The 15,907-nt window shown below is 64.4% G+C and carries 16 protein-coding genes; 12 read left to right on the forward strand and 4 right to left on the reverse strand.

Going from position 1 to position 15,907, the window contains the following annotated elements:
- The first annotated feature begins 4 nt into the window (after positions 1-4).
- From N7650_RS09320 to N7650_RS09350, 7 genes are all read left to right on the forward strand, one after another.
- Positions 5-721, forward strand: a complete 717-nt coding sequence (locus tag N7650_RS09320; protein WP_009397975.1) for a response regulator transcription factor — start codon at positions 5-7, stop codon at positions 719-721.
- Positions 722-764: 43 nt separating this feature from the next.
- Positions 765-2,093: a sensor histidine kinase gene (locus N7650_RS09325; protein WP_279898074.1), complete on the forward strand. Its 1,329-nt coding sequence runs from the start codon at positions 765-767 to the stop codon at positions 2,091-2,093.
- A gap of 94 nt (positions 2,094-2,187) precedes the next feature.
- Complete coding sequence (cysM, locus tag N7650_RS09330) at positions 2,188-3,090, forward strand: cysteine synthase CysM (protein ID WP_037059881.1); 903 nt, start codon at positions 2,188-2,190, stop codon at positions 3,088-3,090.
- Positions 3,090-4,457, forward strand: coding sequence for a 23S rRNA (uracil(1939)-C(5))-methyltransferase RlmD (gene rlmD, locus N7650_RS09335; protein ID WP_279897955.1), 1,368 nt, complete (start codon positions 3,090-3,092; stop codon positions 4,455-4,457). The genes cysM and rlmD overlap by 1 nt, the downstream gene beginning before the upstream one ends.
- 90 nt (positions 4,458-4,547) lie before the next feature.
- Positions 4,548-6,788, forward strand: coding sequence for a GTP diphosphokinase (gene relA / locus N7650_RS09340; protein WP_009397967.1), 2,241 nt, complete (start codon positions 4,548-4,550; stop codon positions 6,786-6,788).
- Between the two features lie 51 nt (positions 6,789-6,839).
- On the forward strand, positions 6,840-7,670 hold the full coding sequence (mazG, locus tag N7650_RS09345) for a nucleoside triphosphate pyrophosphohydrolase (protein WP_009397966.1): 831 nt from the start codon (positions 6,840-6,842) through the stop codon (positions 7,668-7,670).
- Between the two features lie 27 nt (positions 7,671-7,697).
- Entirely contained in the window at positions 7,698-8,237 is a 540-nt protein-coding gene (locus N7650_RS09350; RefSeq protein WP_009397965.1) for a DUF2058 domain-containing protein, read from the forward strand.
- Positions 8,238-8,302: 65 nt separating this feature from the next.
- Here N7650_RS09350 and N7650_RS09355 read toward each other — a convergent pair whose 3' ends face one another.
- The 4 genes from N7650_RS09355 to purM all read right to left on the reverse strand — a co-directional run bounded on the left by N7650_RS09355 (position 8,303) and on the right by purM (position 11,161).
- The gene (locus N7650_RS09355) at positions 8,303-8,485 is read right to left on the reverse strand and encodes a hypothetical protein (protein ID WP_009397964.1); all 183 of its coding nucleotides are present in this window, start codon (positions 8,483-8,485) and stop codon (positions 8,303-8,305) included.
- Positions 8,486-8,730: 245 nt separating this feature from the next.
- Entirely contained in the window at positions 8,731-9,441 is a 711-nt protein-coding gene (locus N7650_RS09360; protein ID WP_009407376.1) for a DUF3108 domain-containing protein, read from the reverse strand.
- Between the two features lie 8 nt (positions 9,442-9,449).
- The gene (gene purN / locus N7650_RS09365) at positions 9,450-10,103 is read right to left on the reverse strand and encodes a phosphoribosylglycinamide formyltransferase (protein ID WP_009407377.1); all 654 of its coding nucleotides are present in this window, start codon (positions 10,101-10,103) and stop codon (positions 9,450-9,452) included.
- Positions 10,103-11,161, reverse strand: coding sequence for a phosphoribosylformylglycinamidine cyclo-ligase (gene purM, locus N7650_RS09370; protein WP_009407380.1), 1,059 nt, complete (start codon positions 11,159-11,161; stop codon positions 10,103-10,105). Before purM ends, purN begins: the two co-directional genes overlap by 1 nt.
- A gap of 333 nt (positions 11,162-11,494) precedes the next feature.
- Here purM and N7650_RS09375 point away from each other — a divergent pair, with 333 nt between their 5' ends.
- From N7650_RS09375 to N7650_RS09395, 5 genes are all read left to right on the forward strand, one after another.
- Positions 11,495-12,550 (forward strand): DUF2066 domain-containing protein, encoded by a 1,056-nt coding sequence (locus N7650_RS09375; protein WP_279897956.1) that lies wholly within the window; start codon positions 11,495-11,497, stop codon positions 12,548-12,550.
- A 12-nt stretch (positions 12,551-12,562) separates the two neighbouring features.
- The gene (locus tag N7650_RS09380; RefSeq protein WP_279897957.1) at positions 12,563-13,636 is read left to right on the forward strand and encodes an AI-2E family transporter; all 1,074 of its coding nucleotides are present in this window, start codon (positions 12,563-12,565) and stop codon (positions 13,634-13,636) included.
- A gap of 116 nt (positions 13,637-13,752) precedes the next feature.
- Positions 13,753-14,457, forward strand: coding sequence for a DnaA regulatory inactivator Hda (gene hda / locus N7650_RS09385; RefSeq protein WP_009407385.1), 705 nt, complete (start codon positions 13,753-13,755; stop codon positions 14,455-14,457).
- Positions 14,458-14,572: 115 nt separating this feature from the next.
- Positions 14,573-15,214 (forward strand): C40 family peptidase, encoded by a 642-nt coding sequence (locus N7650_RS09390; RefSeq protein ID WP_279897959.1) that lies wholly within the window; start codon positions 14,573-14,575, stop codon positions 15,212-15,214.
- Between the two features lie 146 nt (positions 15,215-15,360).
- On the forward strand, positions 15,361-15,891 hold the full coding sequence (locus N7650_RS09395) for a C40 family peptidase (protein WP_037062343.1): 531 nt from the start codon (positions 15,361-15,363) through the stop codon (positions 15,889-15,891).
- The last annotated feature ends 16 nt before the right edge of the window (positions 15,892-15,907 follow it).

Raw genomic sequence — 15,907 nt, forward strand, 5'->3', positions numbered from 1 at the left:
GCCAATGAATCCCGACGTCATCCGCAATCCCAACATTCTCGCGATCGAGGACGATCCGGTGCTTGGTGCCTATCTTCACGAGCAACTCCAGCGTAGTGGTTTTCTCGTGACCTGGTGCCGCAACGGCCGTGACGGCCTGGACCAGGCGCGCCAGCAGCATTTCGACGTCGTGCTGATGGATATCCTGCTGCCGGGCATGACCGGCCTCGACGCCCTGGTGCAGCTGCGCGAGCGCAGCAGCACGCCGGTGATCATGATGTCGGCGCTCGGGGCAGAGGCGGACCGCATCACCGGCTTCCAGCGCGGCGCCGACGACTACCTGCCCAAGCCATTCAGCATGGCCGAGCTGAGGGTGCGCATCGAAGCGATCCTGCGCCGGGTCGATCTGGAACGTCGACAGTGGCCGGCAACCAGGGCGCCGGGCGGCGAACTGCAGTTCGACGAGAAGGCCTGCGATGTGTGCCACGATGGCCACTGGGCTGGCCTGACGCCCAGCGAGTACCGGGTGCTCGAAACCCTGCAGCGCAGCCCCGACGAGGTGCTGAGCAAGCCCTTCCTTTACCAGCATGTGCTGCAGCGCGGCTACTCGCGCCACGACCGCAGTCTGGACATGCATGTCAGCCAGATCCGGCGCAAGCTCAAGGCCATCGGCTACCAGGGGCGCCAGCTTCGCACTGTCTGGGGCCAGGGCTACATGCTTGGCGCCGGCGAGGACGCGTAAGTTGCCCAATCGTCATTCGCTGTTCTGGAAACTGGCGATCCTCATGGTGGGGTTCTGCCTGCTGCTGATCGGCCTGAGCCTGTCCTGGGGCCGGCAGATGGAAGTGCGCAATGCCTACCTGGCCCCGCACGCGCGGGAATTGCTCGAAGGGTATGCCGCCGAGGCCGAGCGTGCCCTGTTGAGCGGCGGCACGGCGGGTATCGATCTGTGGCTGGGCGGCATGCGCGAGCGTGAACAGGGTTTTATCGCCGTGATCGGGCCAGACCTGCAACCGCTGGGCAGCCTGCCGCTGAGCGATGCCCAGGTCGAGCGCCTGACCAATCTGCGTGGCGTGGATCGTCCGGTGAGCCGCCATTCCAGCACCGCGCCGTGGATGCGCGTACCGTTTCCCGGCGACTCGTCCCTCGGCAGCCTGGTCATCGAGTTGCCCCAGCGGCTGGTCCCCGACCGCTGGAACCTGCTGTTCTGGCGCATGGTCACCAATGGCCTGATCCCCGGGCTGCTGACCCTGATGTTCTGCTTCGGCCTGTACCGGATGTTGATCCGCCCGCTGCATCAACTGCGCGACCAGGCCAACGCCTGGCGCGCCGAGCAACTGACGGCACGGGTAGCCAGCGCCACCACCAGCCGCCATGACGAGTTCGGCGAACTGGGCCGGGCCTTCGACGATATGGCCGAGCGCCTGCAGGGCACCGTGGCCTTGCAGCAGCAACTGTTGCGCGACCTGTCCCATGAGTTGCGCACGCCACTGAGCCGGCTGCAGGTGGCCAGCGACAGCGAGCAGGATGGGCAACGGCTGCGCGAGCGTTTGCGGCGCGAGGTGCGAGGCATGCAGCGCCTGGTCGAGGATGCCCTGCAACTGGCCTGGCTGGATGCCGAGCGTGCGCCGCTGCCCAGCGAGCCGATCGGCATCGCCGCTCTGTGGGAAATGCTCTGCGAGGATGCCTGCTTCGAAAGTGGCTGGCCGCGAACACAACTGGTGTGCGAATTGGGTGATGACTGCTGGGTGCAGGGCCATCTCGACAGCCTCGCCCAGGCCCTGGAAAACATACTGCGCAATGCCATCCGTCACTCACCGGCGGGTGGCCTGGTCCGCCTCGGCGGCCAACGCCAGGGCGACCACTGGCTGCTCTGGCTGGAAGACGAGGGCGGTGGCGTGGACGAGACGGAGCTGGAGCGGATATTCGCTGCTTTCACTCGCCTGGACGGCTCGCGCCCCGGCGATGGCGGCTTCGGCCTGGGCCTGAGCATCGCCCGCAACGCCGTGCAGCGCCAGGGTGGCCGGCTCTGGGCGCAGAACGGGACACGGGGCCTGCGCCTGAATTTCCGCCTGCTGGCGGCGCAAGCGACAGGCTGCCGCCCAGGCTTATAGCGATCCGCTATAAACCTCGCAGATTGCGTGATATGGAGTGCGACGGTTTGCCGGTATGATAGGCGGCCCCGTGAGTCTGGATTGCGAAAACGCCATGACCTTGCAGTACCCCACCATCGCCGATTGCGTCGGCAACACCCCCCTGGTCCGCCTGCAACGCATGGCCGGCGACACCAGCAATACTCTCCTGGTGAAACTCGAAGGCAACAACCCGGCGGGTTCGGTCAAGGACCGTCCGGCGCTGTCGATGATCACCCGTGCCGAGCTGCGCGGTCAGATCAAGCCGGGCGATACCCTGATCGAGGCGACCTCCGGCAACACCGGTATCGCCCTGGCCATGGCGGCGGCGATCAAGGGCTACAAGATGATCCTGATCATGCCCGACAACTCCAGCGCCGAACGCAAGGCGGCGATGACCGCCTATGGTGCCGAGCTGATCCTGGTCAGCAAGGAAGAGGGCATGGAAGGTGCCCGTGACCTGGCCGAGCGCCTGCGTGACCAAGGTCGCGGCCTGGTCCTCGACCAGTTCGGCAACGGCGACAACCCCGAGGCCCACTACGTCAGCACCGGCCCGGAAATCTGGCGCCAGACCGGCGGCAACATCACCCACTTCATCAGTTCCATGGGCACCACCGGCACCATCATGGGCTGCTCGCGCTACCTCAAGGAGCAGAATCCGCAGGTGCAGATCGTCGGCCTGCAGCCCATGGAGGGCTCGGCCATCCCGGGCATCCGTCGCTGGCCCGAGGAATACCTGCCGTCGATCTTCCAGGCCGAGCGCGTCGATCGCGTGGTCGACATGGCCCAGAGCGAAGCCGAGGAAACCACCCGTCGCCTGGCCCGGGAAGAGGGCATTTTCTGCGGCGTGTCGTCCGGTGGTGCAGTGGCAGCCATGCTGCGCCTGTCCCGCGAAGTGGAGAACGCGACCATGGTGGCGATCATCTGCGACCGTGGTGACCGCTATCTGTCGACCGGCATTTTCGACGCGGATCGCTGATGTCCAAAGGTAAACGTAACGGCGGCCTGCGCTTCCAGCCGGCCGGCGGCAGCCGTGCGCCCCAGGTGCCGACGGGCAAGAAGCAGCGCCTGACCATCGAGCGCCTGGCTGGCGATGGCCGCGGCATTGCCTTCCTCGACGGCCGTACCTGGTTCGTCAGCGGTGCGCTGGCGGGCGAAGAGGTCGAGGCGCGGGTGCTCAATGCCCATGGCAAGGTGGTCGAGGCCCGCCTGGAGCGGGTCTTCGGCGCCAGTGCCCAGCGCCGCGAGGCACCCTGCCGGCACTTCGAGCGTTGTGGCGGCTGCAACCTGCAGCACCTGTCCCATGACGATCAGCTTCAGCTCAAGCAGCGCCTGCTTGCCGAACAGTTGCAGCGGGTGGCGGGTGTCGTGCCCGAGCAATGGGCCGCGCCTCTGAGCGGGCCGGAATTCGGCTATCGCCGCCGGGCCCGGATTGCGGTGCGCTGGGATCACAAGACGAAGAAACTCGACGTCGGTTTCCGCGCCGAAGCCAGCCAGGACATCATCGCCATCGACGACTGTCCGGTGCTGGTACAGCCCTTGCAGTCGGTGCTGCGCCATCTGCCGCTGCTGTTGCAGAGCCTGGGCAAGCCCCAGGTGGTAGGGCACGTCGAGTTGTTCAGCGGTACCGCCCTGGCCATGCTGGTGCGCCACACCGCACCGCTGGGCGAGGTGGACCTGGGCAGGCTGAAAGCCTTCTGCGCCGTAGCAGGCGTGCAGCTCTGGCTGCAAGGCGAAGGCGAGCCCTGGTCGGTGGAACCGGAGCAGTCCCTCGGGTTCGAACTGCAGCCCTGGAACCTGACCCTGGCCTATCGCCCGGGCGATTTCGTCCAGGTCAACGCCGGCGTCAATACGGCGATGATCGAGCAGGCCCTCGACTGGCTCGCGCCGCAGAATGACGAGCGCGTGCTGGACCTGTTCTGCGGTCTGGGCAACTTCGCCCTGCCGCTGGCGCAGAAGGCCGCCGAGGTGGTGGCCGTGGAAGGGGTGCAGGCAATGGTCGAACGGGCCGCTGCCAATGCCCGTAGCAATAATTTGAATAATGTTCGCTGTTTTCAGGCGGATTTATCCCAACCGCTGGCAGCGTCCGGGTGGGCGACGGAAGGCTTTTCTGCGGTACTCTTGGACCCACCCCGAGACGGTGCCTACGAAGTCGTCAGAAATATCGCAGCACTGGGTGGAAAACGCTTGGTCTATGTGTCGTGCAATCCGGCGACCCTGGCCCGCGATACGCTTGAGTTGATCAAGCAGGGTTACCGGTTAAAAAGGGCCGGGATCCTCGACATGTTCCCGCAGACAGCACATGTCGAGGCCATGGCGTTATTCGAGGCGGGTCAGCCAGGCTGACCGCCGGGTGTCGTGCCTTTATCGATCTGTGGCACGGCACCCGAGTTTTCAGGCGCATCGCGCATGCGCTGCAGGAAAAGGTAAACAAAGATGGTACAGGTGAGAGTGCACCAGCCGGTCAACACTGACGGCAGTATCAATCTCGAAGCATGGCTGGATCACGTGTGCAGCGTCGACGCGGCGCTGGATCGCGAAGCGCTGAAGGTTGCCTGCGAATTCGCCCAGGAAATCGAGAAGCAGGGCAACCAGGCCAAACACTCCTGGGCCGATGGCACCTCGAGTTTCCAGGCCGGTCTTGAAATCGCCGAAATCCTCGCGGACCTCAAGCTCGACCAGGACTCGCTGGTCGCCGCGATCATTTATCGCGCCGTGCGCGAGGGCAAGGCAACCCTGGCCGAAGTCGCCCAGCGCTTCGGTCCGGTGGTGTCCAAGCTCATCGACGGCGTGCTGCGCATGGCCGCCATCAGCGCCAGTCTCAATCCGCGCCAGTCCCTGGTGCTGGGTTCCCAGGCCCAGGTGGAAAACCTGCGCAAGATGCTCGTGGCCATGGTCGACGACGTGCGCGTGGCCCTGATCAAGCTGGCCGAGCGCACCTGCGCCATTCGCGCGGTGAAGGGCGCCGACGACGAGAAGCGCCACCGTGTCGCCCGCGAAGTCTTCGATATCTACGCGCCGCTGGCGCATCGCCTGGGTATCGGCCATATCAAGTGGGAGCTGGAGGACCTGTCCTTCCGCTACCTGGAGCCGGACCAGTACAAGCAGATCGCCAAGCTCCTGCACGAGCGCCGGCTCGATCGCGAACGCTTCATCAACGACGTCATGGCCCAGTTGCAGAACGAACTGCTGGCCACCGGGGTCAAGGCCGATATCAGCGGTCGGGCGAAACATATCTATTCCATCTGGCGCAAGATGCAGCGCAAGGGCCTGGAGTTCAGCCAGATCTACGACGTGCGCGCGGTGCGGGTACTGGTTCCGGAAATGCGCGACTGCTACACCGCGCTCGGCATCGTCCACACCCTGTGGCGGCACATTCCCAAGGAGTTCGACGACTACATCGCCAACCCCAAGGAAAACGGCTATCGCTCCCTGCACACCGCGGTGATCGGGCCCGAGGGCAAGGTCCTCGAGGTGCAGATCCGCACCCACGCCATGCACGAGGAAGCCGAGCTGGGCGTGTGCGCCCACTGGCGCTACAAGGGCACCGACGTCAAGTCCGGCTCCAACCACTACGAAGAGAAGATCTCGTGGCTGCGCCAGGTCCTGGAATGGCACGAGGAGCTGGGCGATATCGGCGGCCTGGCCGAGCAGTTGCGGGTGGATATCGAGCCCGACCGGGTCTACGTGTTCACCCCTGACGGTCACGCCATCGATCTGCCCAAGGGCGCGACGCCGCTGGACTTCGCCTACCGGGTGCACACCGAGATCGGCCACAACTGCCGGGGCGCCAAGATCAACGGGCGCATCGTGCCGCTCAACTACAGCCTGCAGACCGGCGAGCAGGTGGAGATCATCACCAGCAAGCACGGCAACCCGAGCCGCGACTGGCTGAACTCCAACCTCGGCTATGTCACCACCTCGCGGGCGCGGGCGAAGATCGTCCACTGGTTCAAGCTGCAGGCCCGTGACCAGAACGTCGCGGCCGGCAAGACCCTGCTGGAGCGCGAGCTGAACCGCCTCGGCCTGCCCCAGGTGGACTTCGAGCGCCTGGCGGAAAAAGCCAACCTGCGCACCGCCGAGGACATGTTCGCTTCCCTCGGCGCTGGCGACCTGCGCCTGGCCCACCTGGTCAACGCCGCCCAGCAATTGGTGGAACCGGAGCGGATCGAGGAAATCGATCTCATCACCCGCAAGGCCACCGGCTTCAAGCCGGGCAAGCGCGGCGACATCCAGATCCAGGGCGTGGGCAACCTGCTGACCCAGATGGCCGGCTGCTGCCAGCCGCTGCCGGGGGACGCCATCGTCGGCTACATCACCCAGGGCCGCGGGGTGACCATCCACCGCCAGGACTGCGCTTCGGTATTGCAACTGGGCGGGCGCGAGCCGGAACGGATCATCCAGGTCAGCTGGGGGCCGGTGCCGGTGCAGACCTATCCGGTGGACATCATGGTGCGTGCCTACGACCGTCCGGGGTTGCTGCGTGACGTGTCCCAGGTCTTGCTCAACGAGCGGATCAACGTGCTGGCGGTCAACACCCGCTCGAACAAGGAAGACAACACCGCGCTGATGTCGCTGACCATCGAGATTCCCGGCCTGGATGCCCTCGGCCGCCTGCTTGGGCGTATCTCGCAGTTGCCGAACATCATCGAGACCCGGCGCAATCGCACCCCTTGACCGAGACAGGCCCGCCATCGCGGCGGGCCTGTGCTGTTACGAGAAGCCACGATGTACACCCTGGACGACCTGCTGCACCTCATGGCCCGCCTGCGCGATCCGCAATACGGCTGCCCGTGGGACTTGAAACAGACCTACGCGAGCATCGTTCCCCATACCCTGGAGGAAGCCTACGAGGTGGCCGATGCCATCGAGCGCGGCGATTTCGAGCACCTCCAGGGCGAGCTGGGCGACCTGCTGTTCCAGGTGGTCTACTACAGCCAGTTGGCCATGGAGGAAGGCCGCTTCGAGTTCGCCGGGGTGATCGACAGCATCACCCGCAAGCTGATCCGCCGCCATCCCCATGTGTTCCCCACCGGCGAGCTGTATGCGCCGCTGGATACCCCGCGCCTGGATGAACACCAGGTCAAGCAGCGCTGGGAAGAGATCAAGGCGCAGGAGCGGGCCGAGAAGGGCGTTCCCGAACAACTGTCCCTGCTCGATGACGTTCCGGCGGCGCTGCCGGCGCTGTCCCGCGCGGCCAAGTTGCAGAAACGCACGGCCCAGGTCGGTTTCGACTGGCCGGGCCCGCTGCCGGTGCTGGACAAGGTCCGCGAGGAACTGGACGAAGTGCTGGAAGCCATGGCCGACAACGATGCCGTGGCCTTGGCCGATGAAGTGGGCGATCTGCTGTTCGCCACGGTCAACCTGGCCCGGCACCTGAAGATCGACCCGGAAAATGCCCTGCGTGGCGCCAACGCCAAGTTCGAGCGACGCTTCCGTTTTATCGAGCAGGCATTGCGCGACAGCGGGCGTCCGATCGAAGATTGCACCCTCGAAGACTTGGATGCGCTCTGGGGCGAAGCCAAGCGTCAGGAAAAGAACCTGCCCAGCTGCGGCTGAGCGCGATGCATTAAGTGAGTGAACACGATGAGCCTTTCCCTTCGCGACCAATTGCTCAAAGCCGGTCTGGTCAACCAGAAGCAGGTCAAGCAGGTCAACAAAGAGCAAAAGAAGCAGAAACGCCTGGAGCATAAAGGCCAGGTCGAAGTCGACGACAGCCAGCAGCGCCTGGCCAAGGAGGCAATGGCCGAGAAGGTTGCGCGGGACCAGGAGCTGAACCGCCAGCAGCAGGAAAAGGCCGAGCAGAAGGCCCGTGCCGCGCAGGTCAAGCAACTGATCGAAGCCTCGCGCCTGCCCAAGCTGACCACCGAGGACTACTACAACTTCGTCGACGACAAGAAGGTCAAGCGCATCTCGGTCAACGCCCTGATGCGCAGCAAGCTGAGCAGCGGCTCGCTGGCCATCGTCGCCCACGCTGGCGGCTACGAGATCATTCCCCGTGAAGCGGCGCTGAAGATCCAGGAGCGCGATCCCAAGCGCATCCTGCTGCTCAATACCCAGGTGGAAGAGCCGGATGCCGACGATCCGTACGCGGCCTACGTGATCCCGGATGACCTGATGTGGTGATCTGATTCGGTAGAAACGACAAACCCCGCCATGGCGGGGTTTGTTTTGTGTGGAACAGTCCGGTTTCAGGACTGGGTCCGGCGGGTTTCCCAGACTTCCAGTTCCATGCGGTAGCGATGGGCTTCGTGTTCAGTGTGGAACATGCCGACCAATTGGCCCTGCTGGTGCACATCCCAGATGCGGACGCCAGCGGCGACGCCTTCGTGGGACAGTTTCGATTCGTCGCGCTCAGTTACTTTGACAGTCATGTGCAAACTCCAAATCCGGTTAACTGCGGCACTCTGTCGCAGGCCTCATTTATAGGATTTGTTAGCTCGCTAAGTAAATTAAAAGCGCCATGAAAGATCTTTCATGCTTGCTCCTGAGGGCCTCATCGCTGGCAAGCCAGCTCCCACAAGTCCTGTGGGAGCTGGCTTGCCAGCGATGAGGCCCTCCCAGACAAAAGAAAACCCCGCACAAGGCGGGGTTTCGGGAGCAACGAACAACCAGCCGGTCAGTTACCCTTGACCGCCTTGCCATCCACCGTGCCGTCCTGCAGCACGATCACGTATTCCTTGCCGTCGGTCTCGACCTGGCGCAGTTGCACCAGCAGGTAGTCCCAGTCCTTGGCGAACCACAGTTCGGTGATGCGCTTGCTCTGGCTTGGATCGCGGACGCGCTCGACCTTGATCGCATCGACCTGGCCGGTCCGGGTGGTGACCTTCTCGGTGCCCAGTACGCGGAAGTCGTAGGTGTCGATCTCGTCGCCATCGACTACCTGGTAGCTCACGCTTTTCTTGCCGGCAGCCACGTCATGCTGCAGCGCCAGCTGGTAGGTGGACTTGTCCAGTACGCCACGGTTGAGCGGCAGTTTCACCGCGTCGCCACGGTCGGTACCGGTGATGACTTTCTGCGACCAGTCGAAGTCCAGGTCGACTTTCTTGGCCTTGCCCAGGCCGCCACGTTCGAAGTGATAGCTCTGCGGCAGCAGGGTGTCCTTGTCCAGCGACAGGGTGCTTTGCTCGGTCAGGCTGGCGATCATCATCGACGCCTTGAAGTTGAGGCTCCAGGTGCCGTTGGCGTTCTTTTCCAGGCTGCGTTCGGCAGTGCCGCTCATGGGCAGTTGCTTCCAGTCGGCGGTGTAGCTGGCCGAGAAGGGTTTCAGCTCGGCTGCCTGAAGCGGCAGTGCGAGCACGGCGAGGGCGAGAAGCAGGGCGCGACGCATAAAATCTCCTAGGGTCGAATCAAGTGGCCGCTGGCCGCCAGGGGCTGGCCATCCAGTAGAGCACCGCTTTCACCGAGGCGCAAACGGCCTGCGGCGAACCAGCTCACTGCCAGCGGGTAGATCTGGTGTTCCTGGCTGTGAACCCTCTGCGCCAGGGTCTCTGGCGTGTCATCCGGGGCCACCGGGATGATTGCCTGTACGACCAGCGGCCCGCCATCGAGTTCCTCGGTGACGAAGTGCACGCTGCAGCCATGCTCGGCATCACCCGCCTCCAGCGCGCGCTGGTGGGTGTGCAGGCCCTTGTACTTGGGCAGCAGGGAAGGGTGGATATTCAGCAGGCGCCCGGCGTAGTGGCGGACGAAGTCGGCGCTGAGGATGCGCATGAAGCCGGCGAGCACCACCAGTTGCGGCGAGAAGGCATCGATCCGCTCGATCAGGGCCTGGTCGAAGGCTTCGCGGCCGTCGAACGCCTTGTGATCGAGCACGGCGGTGTCGATGCCGGCGTCACGGGCGCGCTGCAGGCCGTAGGCATCGGCGCGGTTGGAAATCACGGCGCGGATCCGGACCGGGGAATCCCCGGCACGGGCGCTGTCGATCAGGGCTTGCAGGTTGCTGCCGGAACCCGACAGCAACACCACTACATCGCACTTCGTGGTGGGCATCAGTGTGCCTTGACGTTCTTCAGCTCGACCTGGGCGGCGCCTTCGGCAGCCACGCCGATCTGGCCGATCACCCAAGGCTGCTCACCGGCCTGGCGCAGGCTGTTCAGGGCCGTTTCGACCTGGTCCTGGGCCACGCAGATGACCATGCCGACGCCGCAGTTCAGCACGCGGTGCATTTCGTGCTCGTCGACATTGCCTTGCTCTTGCAGCCAGTTGAAGACCGCAGGACGCTCCCAGCTCGCCACGTCGACGATCGCCTGGGCGCCTTTTGGCAGGACGCGCGGGATGTTGTCCAGCAGGCCGCCGCCAGTGATGTGGGCCATGGCCTTGACCGCGCCGGTCTCCTTGATCAGCTTGAGCAGCGGCTTGACATAGATGCGGGTCGGCGCCATCAGCAGTTCGGTCAGCGGCTTGCCGTCCAGTTGCACTTGCTCGATGTCGGCACCGGAGACTTCGATGATCTTGCGGATCAGCGAGTAGCCGTTGGAGTGCGGGCCGGAGGATGGCAGGGCGATCAGGGCGTCACCGGTGGCGACCTTCGAACCGTCGATGATCTCGGCCTTTTCCACCACACCTACGCAGAAGCCGGCCAGGTCGTAGTCTTCGCCTTCGTACATGCCCGGCATCTCGGCGGTTTCACCGCCGACCAGCGAGCAGCCGGCCAGTTCGCAGCCGGCGCCGATGCCGGTGACCACGGTGGCAGCCACATCGACGTTGAGCTTGCCGGTGGCGTAGTAGTCGAGGAAGAACAGCGGCTCGGCGCCACAGACCACCAGGTCGTTGACGCACATGGCGACCAGGTCCTGGCCGATCGAGTCGTGCTTGTTCAGGTTCAACGCCAGGCGCAGCTTGGTGCCGACGCCGTCGGTGCCGGACACCAGGACAGGTTGCTTGTAGCCGGCCGGGATTTCACAGAGGGCGCCAAAGCCGCCCAGGCCGCCCATGACTTCCGGGCGCGCGGTGCGCTTGGCCACGCCTTTGATGCGTTCGACCAAGGCTTCGCCGGCGTCGATGTCTACACCGGCGTCCTTGTAGCTAAGGGAGGGTTGCTTGCTCATGTGATCCAGGCCTTTAGGAGGGAGGGATTCGGGGAAATCGACCCTGACCTGCCAGGCTGCGGGGAAAACTGGATCCGCCTGCCCGACCGTCAGTGGTCTGCGAAGGCGCGCGATTTTATCAGGGTTGCCCGGCAGCGGCCATCCTCAGGCCGACGGGCAGGGCCTGAATATAAGGAAAAAACATGAATCACCGCGGGCGGGTGGTTGCCTTGTCGCGGCCTGTATAAGGTATAGGAGGTGAAACAGCGCCCACCCAGTGAATTTTGCGCTGTGGCGAGGGTCTTGGCTTCACGCTGGACTTCGCTTCTTTCTATATCTGGACAGGAATCCTTCATGCCTTTGCGTTCATATCTGTTCGGTTGCTGCGTTGCCCTGTTCGCCGTGGCGGCCCAGGCCGAAAGCGTCTCCGGGCTGTACCAGGTGCGCGAGCCGCTGGCCGGGCAGGGTGCCGATGCCCGCGCCCAGGCTACCCAGGCGGCGCTGGACACCTTGGTCCTGCGCCTGACCGGCGATCCCAAGGCGCCGCAGAATCCCGGGCTTGCCGAATTGCGCAAGGACCCGCAGCAGATCATCAGCCAGTTCGGCACCGAGGCCGGTCCGCCCGAAACCCTGCTGGTGGACTTCGACCCCGGCAGCACCGAGCGTGCCCTGCGCAAGGCCGGGCTGGCCCTGTGGGGCAGCAACCGTCCGGCGATCCTCGGCTGGTGGTTGAACGACAGCACCGAGGGCTCCAGCCTGGTCGGCGATGGCCAGAGCAATGCCGAAGTGCTGCGCCGGGCCGCCCAGCACCGTGGCCTGCCGCTGCGCCTGCCACTGGGCGACCTGGAAGAACAACTGGTCGCCACGCCGAAGAATCTCGAAGGTACTGACCCTTCGCCGCTGCAGGCCGCTTCCGGGCGCTACGCTGCCGACGCGCTGCTGGCGGTGCATGCCAGCGAAGCCGATGGCAAGTGGAATGGCACCTGGCGCCTGTGGCTGGGCGAGCAGCGTGAACAGGGCAAGGTCGAGGGCGCAGACCAGGCGGCCGTAGCCGATGCCGTGATGCTCGCGGTCAGCCAGCGCCTGGCGCCGCGTTTCGTGGCCAGGCCGGGGGCCAGCAGCGAGCAGCAGGTCCAGGTCCAGGGCATGAACCTGGAGCGCTACGCCGAGCTGGGCCGGGTGCTCGAACCGTTCGGTGGTCGGGTCATCGAAGTACAGGGCGATGTCATGACCTGGAAAGCCACCGGCAGCAGCGACCAATTACGGGCCCAGCTGGGCCTGGCGAAACTGCAGGAAGTACCGGCCGATGCCGCCCAGGTGGCTGCACCGGCAGCTGCGACGCCCGCCGTGCCAGGTGCGCAACCGGCACCAGCACCGGCCCCGTTCACCGGCCTGCGTTTCCGCTGGTAAGGAGCCGTCGCGATGATCGACCTGCGCCGCTGGATGTGGCCTATCGCCCTGCTGGCGCTAGGCATTCTTCTCTATCTTCTGCACGGCATCCTTTCGCCGTTCCTGGTCGGGATTCTCCTGGCCTACCTGGGCGATCCGCTGGTGGATCGCCTGGAGCGCATGGGCTTGTCGCGTACCGCCGGGGTGGCAGTGGTCTTCGCCTTGTTCAGCCTGGTCCTGCTGGCGATGCTGCTGGTGCTGATTCCGATGCTGGCCAAGCAACTGGTGCGTTTGTACGAAGTCGCGCCGCAGATGCTCGACTGGCTGCAGCATGTGGCGCTGCCCTGGGTCCAGGTCAAGCTGGGCCTGGCCGACGGCTTCTGGAAATTCGACAAGGTCAAGGCTGCCATCAGCGCCCATATGGGCCAGACCACCGATATCGTCGGCGTGGTGCTGTCCCAGGTCACCGCTTCCGGCCTGGCGCTGGTCGGCTGGCTGGCCAACCTGGTGCTGATCCCGGTGGTGGGCTTCTACCTGTTGCGTGACTGGGACCTGATGATGGCCAGGCTGCGCAGCCTGCTGCCGCGCCAGAGCGAGCCGCAGGTGGTGGAGCTGGCGGAGGAATGCCACGAGGTGCTCGGTGCCTTCGTTCGCGGCCAGTTGCTGGTGATGCTTGCCCTGGGCGTGATCTACGCCTCGGGGTTGATGCTGGTGGGGCTGGAGCTGGGCCTGCTGATCGGCCTGCTGGCCGGGCTGGCGGCGATCGTGCCCTACATGGGGTTCATCATCGGGATCGGCGCGGCGATGGTCGCCGGGCTGTTCCAGTTCGGCGTCGACCCCTATCCGCTGCTGGGTATCGTGGCCGTGTTCATGGTCGGCCAGGCGCTTGAGGGTATGGTCCTGACTCCGCTGCTGGTCGGCGACCGCATCGGCCTGCATCCGGTGGCGGTGATCTTCGCCATTCTTGCCGGTGGCGAGCTGTTCGGCTTTACCGGCGTGCTGCTGGCCCTGCCGGCAGCGGCGGTGATCATGGTGCTGCTGCGTCATATGCATGACTTCTATAAGAAGTCGGACATGTATGGCGAGGAGATCGATCCGCATCTCTAGGCTGCTCTTGCAAGCCTTTGATTTTCTTCGCTCATTGTGCGACCGACGGCGCAGGTATAGACTTTGCAAACTTTTACCAAGGGCCCTTTGCGGTTCCTCGCGACCGCCCAGCCAGCATGAAACCGATCCAGTTGCCCCTGGGTGTGCGTCTGCGCGATGACGCCACCTTCATCAACTACTATCCGGGTGCCAACGCCGCAGCATTGGGCTACGTCGAGCGACTCTGCGAAGCCGACGCCGGCTGGACCGAGAGCCTGATCTACCTGTGGGGCAAGCAGGGGGTAGGGCGCACTCATCTGTTGCAGGCCGCCTGCCTGCGTTTCGAGCAACTGGGCGAGCCCGCCGTCTACCTGCCGCTGGCGCAACTGCTCGATCGTGGTGTCGAACTGCTGGATCATCTGGAGCAGTACGAGTTGGTGTGCCTCGATGACCTGCATGTGATCGCCGGCAAGCCGGAGTGGGAAGAGGCCATGTTCCATCTCTTCAATCGCCTGCGCGACAGCGGCCGACGCCTGTTGCTGGCGGCTTCCGCCTCGCCGCGGGAGTTGCCGATCAAGCTGCCCGACCTCAAGTCGCGCCTGACCATGGCCCTGATCTTCCAGATGCGCGCCCTGTCCGACGAAGACAAACTGCGCGCCCTGCAACTGCGCGCGTCTCGCCGTGGCCTGCACATGACCGATGAAGTCGGGCATTTCATCCTTACCCGCGGTACTCGCAGCATGAGTGCGCTGTTCGACCTGCTGGAGCGCCTGGACCAGGCTTCCCTGCAGGAAAAACGCAAGCTCACCATCCCCTTCCTGAAGGAAACGTTGGGCTGGTAAACCGCGTCCTTGACCTGCCGCACATAAAAGTCACATTTTTTTCGATTGAATTTGCAAATCGAATCGATAGAAGGCATAGTCGCGACTTCATCAAATTCAAGACACGGTCGTGCCCATGCTGAATCGCTTCGCACCCCTCGTGCCCCTCGCACTCGTGACGCTGCTGTTTGGCTGCGCGGCCCATAGCCCGGCCCCACAACAGCAGGATCACTTCTCCGTTTCCGCCAAGTCCGCTACCAAGTCCTCCGTCGAGACTTCCGTCTTCGAGGAAGAGCTGGCTACCGAGCAGGATCTGGAACAATTCTCCAGCAGCAAGTCCTACCAGCTGCCCGCCCTGGCCGACAGCATCCTCGAGCGCGGCATGTCGCTGATCGGTACCCGCTACCGCTTCGGTGGCACCTCCGAGCAGTCGGGCTTCGATTGCAGCGGCTTCATCGGTTACCTGTTCCGCGAGGAAGCCGGCATGACCCTGCCGCGTTCGACCCGCGAGATGATCAACGTCGATGCGCCGCTGGTCTCGCGCAACAACCTCAAGCCCGGTGACCTGCTGTTCTTCAGCACCAACGGTCGCGGGCGCGTCAGCCATGCCGGCATCTACCTGGGCGACAACCAGTTCATCCATTCCAGCAGCCGCCGCAGCGGTGGTGTGCGGATCGACAGCCTGGGTGATCGCTACTGGAGCAAGACCTTCATCGAGGCCAAACGCGCCCTGGCCCTGGCGCCGCCGGCAGCGACCACGACACTTTCGCGCAACTAAGCGATTCGCAGCGGTGTCAGACACACGGCGACTATGCTGAAAAGCTAGTCGCCGTGCGTGTTTACAGAAAACGTCTAATCTGATTTCTCACCACTTATTCCGGCCCCGCGCCGGGCTCCTTCAGACAGGATGTTCTGATGAAGACGATGATGGCGCGTTCAGCGGTATTGTCCTTGGCAGCACTGCTCGGTGCCTGCTCCAGCCAGGCTCCGACCCCGCCCCCGGTGGTCCAGCCGGCCTATGTTCCTGCCCAGATCAGCTACTCGCCAGCCGCTGAGGACGTGCTTTTCCGCGCGCTTGGCCTGGTCGGCACGCCCTATCGCTGGGGCGGCAACACGCCGGATTCCGGCTTCGATTGCAGTGGCCTGATCGGTTATGTCTACCGCGATGCGGCAGGTATTTCCCTGCCACGTTCGACTCGCGAGATGATCGTCATGCGTGCCCCGGACGTTCAGCGTAATGCGCTGCAATCGGGGGATGTGGTGTTCTTTGCGACGAACGGTGCGAGCCAGGTGAACCACGCTGGCATCTACGTCGGGGAAGGGCGCTTCGTGCATGCTCCGTCGACCGGTGGGACGGTGCGGCTGGACTATCTGTCGAACAACTACTGGCAGAAGTCTTACCTGAATGCGAAGCGGGTGTTGATGGCGCCTGCACATCTGGCGCACAACCCGTAGGTTCTTGGTGGGGCTG

It is taken from the genome of Pseudomonas sp. GD04058, from assembly GCF_029836855.1.
In the GTDB taxonomy this organism is placed as follows: Bacteria; Pseudomonadota; Gammaproteobacteria; order Pseudomonadales; family Pseudomonadaceae; genus Aquipseudomonas; species Aquipseudomonas bharatica.

What these genes read in the sequence shown, in the direction of transcription:
- N7650_RS09325 (WP_279898074.1), top strand. Translation starts at nt 765, where the DNA reads ATGGTGGGGTTCTGCCTGCTGCTGATCGGCCTGAGCCTGTCCTGGGGC.
- mazG (WP_009397966.1), top strand. Translation starts at nt 6,840, where the DNA reads ATGTACACCCTGGACGACCTGCTGCACCTCATGGCCCGCCTGCGCGAT.
- rlmD (WP_279897955.1), top strand. Translation starts at nt 3,090, where the DNA reads ATGTCCAAAGGTAAACGTAACGGCGGCCTGCGCTTCCAGCCGGCCGGC.
- N7650_RS09355 (WP_009397964.1), bottom strand. Translation starts at nt 8,485, where the DNA reads ATGACTGTCAAAGTAACTGAGCGCGACGAATCGAAACTGTCCCACGAA.
- N7650_RS09320 (WP_009397975.1), top strand. Translation starts at nt 5, where the DNA reads ATGAATCCCGACGTCATCCGCAATCCCAACATTCTCGCGATCGAGGAC.
- N7650_RS09395 (WP_037062343.1), top strand. Translation starts at nt 15,361, where the DNA reads ATGATGGCGCGTTCAGCGGTATTGTCCTTGGCAGCACTGCTCGGTGCC.
- N7650_RS09380 (WP_279897957.1), top strand. Translation starts at nt 12,563, where the DNA reads ATGATCGACCTGCGCCGCTGGATGTGGCCTATCGCCCTGCTGGCGCTA.
- purN (WP_009407377.1), bottom strand. Translation starts at nt 10,103, where the DNA reads ATGCCCACCACGAAGTGCGATGTAGTGGTGTTGCTGTCGGGTTCCGGC.
- hda (WP_009407385.1), top strand. Translation starts at nt 13,753, where the DNA reads ATGAAACCGATCCAGTTGCCCCTGGGTGTGCGTCTGCGCGATGACGCC.
- cysM (WP_037059881.1), top strand. Translation starts at nt 2,188, where the DNA reads ATGACCTTGCAGTACCCCACCATCGCCGATTGCGTCGGCAACACCCCC.
- relA (WP_009397967.1), top strand. Translation starts at nt 4,548, where the DNA reads ATGGTACAGGTGAGAGTGCACCAGCCGGTCAACACTGACGGCAGTATC.
- N7650_RS09375 (WP_279897956.1), top strand. Translation starts at nt 11,495, where the DNA reads ATGCCTTTGCGTTCATATCTGTTCGGTTGCTGCGTTGCCCTGTTCGCC.
- N7650_RS09390 (WP_279897959.1), top strand. Translation starts at nt 14,573, where the DNA reads ATGCTGAATCGCTTCGCACCCCTCGTGCCCCTCGCACTCGTGACGCTG.
- N7650_RS09360 (WP_009407376.1), bottom strand. Translation starts at nt 9,441, where the DNA reads ATGCGTCGCGCCCTGCTTCTCGCCCTCGCCGTGCTCGCACTGCCGCTT.
- N7650_RS09350 (WP_009397965.1), top strand. Translation starts at nt 7,698, where the DNA reads ATGAGCCTTTCCCTTCGCGACCAATTGCTCAAAGCCGGTCTGGTCAAC.
- purM (WP_009407380.1), bottom strand. Translation starts at nt 11,161, where the DNA reads ATGAGCAAGCAACCCTCCCTTAGCTACAAGGACGCCGGTGTAGACATC.